Raw genomic sequence first — 7,339 nt, forward strand, 5'->3', positions numbered from 1 at the left:
CGGCGGGATGACAAACGCCGCCGAGGAAGGTCGGCCCGCGGTCCGGCAGACGGAGGGCGTCCGCGGGGGGCACCGCGGAGAGGTCGTCCCCGTGCACGACGGCCAGGCTGTTCCGGCCCGGGCGGACCAGATCGGCGGCGTCGACGGCCTTGGCCCGGTCGGAACCCTCCGCCGGGCCGACGTACAGCGCCGCCTCGTACGCCGCCCCGCCGGGCCGCAGCAGGGTCGCCCGGGCGGCGGCGGGCGTGTCGGCCCGGTCCACGCAGACGCCCAGATATTCCAACACCGCCTCCCAGGTCCCGGCGTAGGGGCCGTGCACCAACGCCCGGTCGCCCGGCGTCAGGCGGGTGGCGGCGAGCACCGCCCGGACGACCCGGTCCCCCGGGACGGACTCGGGGGCGAACAGCGGGAGCGCATGAGCGGGCTGCAACATCGCGGGCGTCCTTGCCGGTGCGATTGGGGGAGGAGCCCCGCGGAAATAACTTTTCGGCCCGCGAGCGGTCAACGTCGGGCCGCCCCGGTCGCTCGACTCGAACCGGGGCGCGCCGCGGATCGGCGACGGCGAACCGGGCAGGCTCAGCCCTGCAACAGGCTTTCGCCGCCGTCGACGACGATCTCCCCGCCGGTGACGTGCGAACTCAGGTCGCTGGCCAGGTACAGCACCGCGTTCGCCACGTCCCGCGGGTCGCCGGGGTCCCCGCCGGTCAGGGGGATGCGGCCGTCGGTGTATTCGACGTGCGGTTTGACGGAGTCGATGTTCCGCTCGACGGTCTTGTCGAAAATCGGCGTCATGATCGCTCCGGGAATGATCGCGTTCACCCGGATGTGGTAGCTGGCCAGTTCCAACGCGACCATCTTCACGAAGGCCACCTGCCCGGCTTTGCTGCAACTGTAAGCGGTCGCCCCGGTGTTGCTGAACACCCGCGTGCCGTTGACGCTGGCGCACACGATCACGCTGCCGCCGCGTCGTTTGAGCCACGGCAGAGCGTATTTGACGGTGAGGAACGTCCCCTTGAGGTTCACCGCGAGGGTCTGGTCCCACTCGTCCGGCTCCAGGTCCGCCAGCGGGGCCCAGACGCCGTTGATTCCGGCGTTGGCGTAGACCACGTCCAGCCGGCCGGCGGCCTCGGCGAAGCTCTCGATCGCCGGTTTGATCGACTCCGGGTCGGACACGTCCGCGGCGCGGGTCTCGCAGCGGCCGCCGGCGGCTTCGATCTCCGCGGCGGTCTCCGCCACGCCGTCGGCGTCCAGGTCCAGCAGGCCGACCAACGCTCCGGCGGCGGCCAAACGCTTGGCGCTGGCCCGGCCCAGCCCGCTGCCGGCCCCGGTGACCATGGCGACGCGTCCCTGCAACGAGACGACGGGAGCGGCGGGGGCGGCGGCGGACGGCACGGCGGGGGGCGGGAAAGGCGGGGACGAACGCGGGGGCTCCGGCGTCGGGTCCGGCGTCGCCTGAGGAGTGAACCGTAGTGTGGATCGTTCGGCCCGGCGGAACCCCGGGCGGAACCGGGCCGTTCGGGCGGGGTCGGCCCCGTGACGCGGCGCCGCGGGTTTGCCCAGACTCGCCGAAGTTCCCGTTTCCCGCCAACTCCCCCGCCGCCATGCCGCCCGCCGACCCGTCGTCGCCCCCCGCCGCCCGCCGCGAGGAGCCGGCGCCGGTCGAGCCGGTCCCCGTCGAAAACCAGGCGATGGACGACACCGTCCCCCCCGGCGATTCGCCCAGCCCGTATACGCGGCGGCTGTGGAAGGCGGCGGCGATCGCTTCGATCGTGGTCGCGGCCTTCCTGGTGCTCTGCTACGCCCCGGAGGCGGCGCTGCTGGTGTTCGCGGCGGTCTGGTTCGGCTGCGCGCTGGTGCAGTGCGCCAAGGGGCTCGGCCGCCACACGAAGATGAGCCAGCGGTGGAACCTGGCGATCGTCGTCACCCTGCTGGTCGCCGCCCTGCTGGCGATCACGCTGACCGCCGGCTGGCGGATCGGCGGGCGGGTGAACGAACTGGCCGGCAGCCTGTCGGAGGCCCGCACCACAATCGAGAAACGCCTGCAGGAGGGCCTCGACACCGCCGACGCCGCCCAGACGAGCGAAGCCGAGAAGAACGGCGAAGCCCCCCCCGGACCGGACGGCGAGGCCGCCCAAAACGGCCAGGCCGGGCAGGGCGGCGAGACCGGCCAAGAGGGCCGGGGCGGGGAGGCTGGCGAGGGCGAACAGCCCCGTGGGGCCGCGGGCCGACTGATGGACGCGATCCCCGACCCGATGACGCTCGTCGGCGGAATGATGGGCGGCGGGTCCGGCTCGTCGACGTCGCCGGCCCAGCGGGTCTTTACCGCGCCGTTCACCTTCGCCATCTACGTCCTGTTCATCTTCTTCACCGGCCTGTTCCTGGCGATCAACCCGGCGATGTACCGCGACGGGGCGGTCAGCCTGTTCCCGGACCGCCAACGCGGCAAGCTGCGGGAGGTGATGAATTACTCCGCCGAGGCCCTGTGGGCCTGGACGAAGGCCCGATTGGTGGCGATGGCGATCACCGGCACGCTGACCGGCCTGGCGTTGTGGGCGCTGGGCATCCCGCTGGCCCTCACCCTGGCCTTCCTGACGGCCCTGCTGGTGTTCGTGCCGAACATCGGCTCGCTGCTGGCCGCCGTGCCCCCGGTGCTGATCGCCTTCCAGCAGGGCGGCCTGACGCCGCTGTGGGTCCTGCTCGCGTACGTCGGCGTGCAGATGCTCGAAAGCTACGTCATCACGCCGTACGTCATCGGCGAGGGCACCGGCGTGCCGCCGGCGCTGGTCATCACCGGCCAGTTGGTGTTCGGGATTCTATTCGGGGCCCTCGGCGTGCTGTTCGCCACGCCGATGATCCTCGTGGCGATGATCTTCATCACCCGTTACTGGATCAACAGCGCCCTGGGCCATCGGGAGGTCGACCCGCCCGGCGTGGAGGACTGACGCCCCGCGTGAGCCGCTCTCTATGACGTGAGCCGCTCTCTATGACGTGAGCCGCTCTCTATGAAGAGAGCGGCTCACCGGTTCCCGGGGCCCGAGTTATTCCGCGGCGAAGGTCCACAGTTGGCCGAAGGTGGTCATGAAGTAGACCTCCCCGTCGGGGCCTTCGCCGAAGCTCATCATCGGGTGCTTGTAGCCGGTCAGCGGGCGGTTCGACTTCGCCTTGCCGTCCGGGCCGAGTTCCAACGCCCACAGCAGGCCGGAGACGTAGTCGCCGTAGAGGTATTTGCCTTCGAGCTGCGGCACCTTGGAGCCGCGGTAGACCACGCCGCCGGTGATCGACTTGCCGGTTTCGTGGTCGTATTCCCACACCGGGAAGGCCATGCCCCGGCCCTCGGTGGCAGCCGTTTTGCGGTCCGGCGGGAAGGGGTGGAAGCCCTCGAAGACGCTCCAGCCGTAGTTCTTGCCGGGCTCGACGAGGTTGATTTCCTCCCACTTGTCCTGCCCGACGTCGGCCAGCCAGAGGTCGCCGGTTTTCGCGTCGAAGCTGAACCGCCATGGGTTGCGGAAGCCGTGGGCGTAGATCTCCGGCAGGGCGCCGGGGGAGTTCACGTGGGGGTTGTCAGCGGGGACTTTGTAGGCTTTGCCCTCGTCCGGCTCCCCGTCCACGTCCAGCCGCAGCATGGCGCCGAAGGCGGTGCCGACGTTCTGGCCGTGGTCCAGCGGATCGCCGCCGGCCCCGCCGTCGCCGAAGGCGACGTAAAACATGCCGTCCGGGCCGAACAGGATCGTGCCGGCGTTGTGATTCCAGTACGGCTGTTTCAGCCGGAAGATCTCCCGCTCGCTGTCCGGGTCGAGCCGCTGATCGAGGCCCTCGCCGACCGCTTTGAACTCGCTGATCACGGACGTGTGCGGGGCGTCGGTCGTGGTGTAATAGACGAAGACCCGGCCGTTGGTTTTGAAGTCCGGGTGGAAGGCGAGCCCCAGCAGGCCCTCCTCGTTCTGCTTCTCGTTATAAACGACGCGGTCGGAGAGGTCGGCGAAGGGCGTCGCCTCTTCCGCCTCCGGGTCGTTGGGGAACTGATAAATCGGCCCCTTCTGCGTGACGACGATCACCCGGTCGCTGCCGTCGCCGGGGTGGGTCAGCAGGATGGGGCGGTCGAAGGTGAGGAACTCGAAGGCCCGCACGGCTTTCACCGGCAGGGGCGATTCGTCCACGCCGGTCGGCGGGGCGGGCACGCCGGCGGTTTCGTTCGTGTCGGCGGGGGCGGGGCCGGCGGCGAGCACGGGAACGAGCAGCGCCGGGGCGAGCAGGATCGGGGCGAGCATGTGGGGCGGGGGTGTGGAACGACGAAAGGGCCGACGGCGTCGGCGGGGGACGGGCCACGCGACGGGCCGGCGGGGCGGAGCATAGCCCCGGCCCGGTGCGGCGTTTAGGGTGGCCGGATCGTCCCCGGACCCGTCCCCGTGCGCCTCACCCCCCCGACCACGCCGCCCGCCGGAGCCCGCCCCGTCGACGCGGCGGCGGCCCCGCGACGGTTCGCCACGACCCGCTGGAGCGTGGTGCTCGCCGCCGGCGGGGCCGGGTCGGAGGCCCGCCGGGCGCTGGGGGAGCTGTGCGAGGGCGCTTGGTATCCGCTGTACGCCTTCGCCCGCCGCACCGGCCTGAACCACGCCGACGCCGCTGACGCCGTGCAGGGCTTCTTCGCCGACCTGCTCGATCGCGGCTGGGTGAAGGACGCCGACGCCGCCCGCGGCCGGTTCCGCACCTTCCTCAAAGTCGCCTTCCGCCGGCACCTCGGCCGCTTGCGGGAGGCGAAGGGGGCGCTGAAACGCGGCGGGGGGGTGAACACGCTAACGCTCGCCCCGCCGGACGCCGCCGCCCGCTACGCCCGGGAGCCGGCCCACGCCGAAACGCCCGAGGCACTCTACGAGCGCCGCTGGGCCCTGGAACTGCTGGCCCGCGTGCTGGACCGGTTGGAGGAGGAGCACGCCGGCGACGACCGGTTCCCGGTTCTCAAACCCTGCCTGACCGGCTCCGCCGAGCGGAGCTACGCGGAACTGGGGGCGACGTTGAACATGACCGAGGCCGCCGTGAAGACCGCCGTGCACCGCCTGCGGAACCGCTACCGGGAGCTGCTCAAGGCGGAGGTCGCCGGCACCGTCGCCCTGCCGAGCGACGTCGCCGACGAGTTGAACGCCCTGCGGGCGAGCTTGTGATCGGCCGGCCGGCCCGGTGACACTCCGGCGGTTCCCTCCGGAGAGTCTTGATGCGTTTCGCCCTCGCGGCCGTGCTGTCGCTCACGTTCCTCGCTTGCGGTTTCGCGGGGGACGACGACCCCGGGGCGGGCCATGAGCACGCCTTCCCCCCGATCGTCAACACCCAGCCGGACGGGGCGGAGCCGAACACCCCGCAGCAGGCCGCGGACGCCTTCACCGTGCCGGAGGGCTTCGAGGTCACGCTGTTCGCCGGGGAGCCGGACGTCGCCCAGCCGATCGCGATGACCTTCGACGACCGCGGCCGCCTGTGGGTCGCGGAGTGCTTCACCTACACCAGCCGCCAGTTCGACGTGGACCACGGCGACCGGGTGACGATCTTTGAAGACACGGACGGCGACGGCGCCCACGACGAACGCACCGTCTTCTGGGACCGCGGCTTCATGCTGACCGGCCTCGAATACGGCTTCGGCGGGCTGTGGGTCCTCAACGACGGCACATTGTCATTTATTCCCGACGAGAACCGCGACGACGTGCCGGACGGGGAGCCGGTCGCCCTGCTGGACGGCTTCACCCACGACGCCGGCCACAACGTGGTGAACGGCCTCGCGTGGGGCCCGGACGGCTGGCTGTACGGCCGGCACGGCATCACCGCGACCAGCGCCGTCGGGGCGCCCGGCACGCCGGAGGCGAACCGCACGCTGCTGAACTGCGGCATCTGGCGGTTCCACCCCACCCGGCACACCTTCGAGGTGGTCGCCACCGGCACGACGAACCCGTGGGGGCTGGACTGGAACGAATACGGCGACGCCTTCTTCACCAACAACGTGATCGGCCACGCCTGGCACCTGATCCCCGGCGCCCACTACAAGCGGATGTTCGGGCAGGATTTTAATCCGCACCTCTACGGCCTGATCGACCAGCACGCCGATCACTACCACTGGGACGCCGGCGGCAGTTGGACGGACAGCCGCCCCGACAGCGCCGGGGCCGGCGCCGCGGACGACCTGGGCGGCGGGCACTCCCACGCCGGGGGGATGATTTATCAGGGCGACAACTGGCCGGAGGAGTACCGCGGCGACCTCTACATGTGCAACACGCACGGCAAGCGGATCAACCGCGACCGCCCGGTCCCCCACGGCAGCGGCTATAAGATTACGCACCAGCCGGACTTCGCCTTCGCCAACAGCCCGTGGTTTAAGGGGGTGGAACTCAAAAGCGGTCCGGACGGCGGCGTCTTCCTGCTGGACTGGACCGACCTCGGCGAATGCCACGACCACGACGGCGTGCATCGCACCAGCGGTCGCATTTATAAGATCACCTACGGCACGCCGGAGCGGGCGGGGGAGGCGGTCGATCTGGCGGCGCTGTCGCCGGGCGAACTGCTGGCGACGGTGATGTCGCACCCCAACGTCTGGCACCGCCGGCACGCGGCCCGGTTGTTGATCGAACCGACCGGTACGGACGGGGCCACGCGGTTCGGCACGGCTCACGCCGAGTTATACGAGGCGGAGCGGGCGGGCCGGTCGCTGTTGCCGCCGGCCGGTCCTACGCCCCTTTGGGAATTGCGGGTCACGCGGCTGCTGGTCGCGGCCTGCGGCGTGGAGATGAACGGATTAGATATCCCGGGCGGGACCAAGGCCGGCGTGGCCCGCTCCATGCTGGTTCTCAATTCGAGCGAGGACGCCCGGCAGCGGGCCGCGCAGCCCGCACTCGCAGCGGAGATTGAGGCCGTCTTCCCCGGCCTGAAAGCCGCCATGATGGAACTAATCATCGAACGCATGGCGCCCGGGCCGGACGCGGCGGCGGAAATGCGGGCCCTGCCGGGGTGGCGTCTCTTGGTCGGTCAGGCCGCGGGCGACGATCCTCGCACACGGCTAGCCGCTTTATCGGCGGTTCGATATGAATCGGAGGACGTGCGGTTGCGGGCGGCGTCCGCCGTTGCTGCTTCCAAACGCGACGCCGACGACCACAACCTGCCCCTGATGGCGTGGTACGCCGCCGAGGCGGGCGTCGCCGCGGACCCGGCCGCCGGGGCGACGTTCGCGGCAAACTCGCAGATTCCCCTCCTCCGTGAATACGCCGCCCGGAGGATCGCCGCCGAACTGCCCAGCGAAGCTCACGCCGCCGCCCTCGGGGCGTTATTGAAGACCGCCGCCGCACCAGCCCGAAGCGTCAGCGAG

The 7,339-nt window shown here is 71.1% G+C and carries 6 protein-coding genes; 3 read left to right on the forward strand and 3 right to left on the reverse strand.

Annotation, left to right across the window (positions count from 1 at the left end):
- Together ACG2DA_RS20670 and ACG2DA_RS20675 are read right to left on the reverse strand one after the other, a co-directional pair.
- Nucleotides 1–433: hypothetical protein (locus ACG2DA_RS20670; protein WP_395258316.1), on the reverse strand; the 433-nt coding region annotated here is incomplete at its 3' end.
- 143 nt (nt 434–576) lie between these two features.
- Entirely contained in the window at nt 577–1,392 is an 816-nt protein-coding gene (locus tag ACG2DA_RS20675) for an SDR family oxidoreductase (RefSeq protein ID WP_395258318.1), read from the reverse strand.
- Between the two features lie 209 nt (nt 1,393–1,601).
- Here ACG2DA_RS20675 and ACG2DA_RS20680 point away from each other — a divergent pair, with 209 nt between their 5' ends.
- Nucleotides 1,602–2,942, forward strand: a complete 1,341-nt coding sequence (locus ACG2DA_RS20680; protein ID WP_395258321.1) for an AI-2E family transporter — start codon at nt 1,602–1,604, stop codon at nt 2,940–2,942.
- A gap of 96 nt (nt 2,943–3,038) precedes the next feature.
- Here the strand turns inward: ACG2DA_RS20680 and ACG2DA_RS20685 are convergent, their stop codons facing one another.
- Nucleotides 3,039–4,268: a PQQ-dependent sugar dehydrogenase gene (locus tag ACG2DA_RS20685; RefSeq protein ID WP_395258323.1), complete on the reverse strand. Its 1,230-nt coding sequence runs from the start codon at nt 4,266–4,268 to the stop codon at nt 3,039–3,041.
- 138 nt (nt 4,269–4,406) lie between these two features.
- On the opposite strand from ACG2DA_RS20685, the gene ACG2DA_RS20690 reads away from it, so the two are divergent.
- Together ACG2DA_RS20690 and ACG2DA_RS20695 are read left to right on the forward strand one after the other, a co-directional pair.
- Complete coding sequence (locus tag ACG2DA_RS20690) at nt 4,407–5,159, forward strand: RNA polymerase sigma factor (RefSeq protein WP_395258325.1); 753 nt, start codon at nt 4,407–4,409, stop codon at nt 5,157–5,159.
- Nucleotides 5,160–5,209: 50 nt separating this feature from the next.
- The coding region (locus tag ACG2DA_RS20695) for a PVC-type heme-binding CxxCH protein (protein ID WP_395258327.1) at nt 5,210–7,339 on the forward strand (2,130 nt) is incomplete at its 3' end.

The organism is Alienimonas sp. DA493 (genome assembly GCF_043951915.1).
Lineage (GTDB): Bacteria > Planctomycetota > Planctomycetia > Planctomycetales > Planctomycetaceae > Alienimonas.